The following is a 1,120-nucleotide window of genomic DNA, read 5'->3' as shown; positions in this document are numbered from 1 at the left end:
CGCGGCCGGGGCCGTGATGTCCGGACCGCTGCTGATCGCCGTGCTCGCCGTGGCGGCGGTGGGCCTCGCCCTGATCGCGATCCTGAGCCTGCTGCCCTCGCTCGACGGGTCGACCGCGACGGGCGGCGACGCGGCGAACGTGCCGGCCCAATACGCGGCCGACGTCAACCGCGCCGGATCGATCTGCCCCGTGGTCACCGCCCCGGTGATCGCCGCGCAGATCGAGACGGAGTCCGACTGGAACGTGAACTCCGGCTCGTCGGCCGGCGCGCAGGGCATCGCCCAGTTCATCCCCTCCACCTGGGCGATCGAGGGGCGCGACGGCGACGGCGACGGGCGCGCCGACGTGATGAACCCGCACGACGCGATCTTTTCGCAGGGCCACTACATGTGCGAGCTCGCCGCCCAGGTCGAGACGCTCAAGCGGGGCGGCGCGATCAGCGGGGACACGCTCCAGCTGACCCTCGCCGCCTACAACGCCGGCCCGGGCGCCGTGACCCAGGCCGGCGGCATCCCCGCCTACGCGGAGACCCGCAACTACGTGGCGAAGACCCTCTCCCTGATCCCCAAGTACACGGGACCGACGTCCGGGACGGGCGGCGGCAGGGTCGGCCAGCTCGACCCGCCGATGATCGTGCAGGCCGACGGCTACCACGTCGACTACGTGGCCATGCGCGCGCCCACGGGATCCGCGCCCAGCTACCCGACGTTCCAGTGCACCTGGTGGGCCGCGGTCCGCCGCCTGCAGATCGGCCGGCCCGTCGACCCGTACATGGGCAACGGCGGATGGTGGAACGACACCGCGCGCCGCCTGCACATGACCGTGTCCTCCTCCCCCGCGCCGGGCGACGTGATGTGCTTCGAGCCCGGCGTCCACGGGCACAGCCCCGCCTACGGTCATGTGGCCGTGGTCGAGGAGGTGAGGCCGGACGGGTCCATCACGATCAGTCAGTCCGGCACCGGCTACGGCGGCGTGGCGATCGAACGGTTCACCGCCGCCCAGCTCAGGGCGCTCGGATCCGGCATCAGCTTCATCAAATAGGAATCGAGGGAACACCATGAAGCGCAGTCACATCATCCTGCTCGGCGTGCTCGCCGCCGTCCTGGTCGCCGTGGTCCT

The 1,120-nt window shown here is 71.6% G+C and carries 1 protein-coding gene; it reads left to right on the top strand.

Annotated elements, in window-relative coordinates; genetic code table 11:
- Positions 1-1,042: lytic transglycosylase domain-containing protein (locus Uis1B_RS11580; RefSeq protein WP_207763429.1), on the top strand; the 1,042-nt coding region annotated here is incomplete at its 5' end.
- Positions 1,043-1,120: the final 78 nt, after the last annotated feature.

Origin of the sequence: Bifidobacterium margollesii (assembly GCF_002860355.1) — a bacterium.
Taxonomy (GTDB): domain Bacteria; phylum Actinomycetota; class Actinomycetes; order Actinomycetales; family Bifidobacteriaceae; genus Galliscardovia; species Galliscardovia margollesii.
The sequence above is the reverse complement of the archived record's forward strand: the minus strand, read 5'-3'. Positions and strand labels throughout refer to the sequence as shown.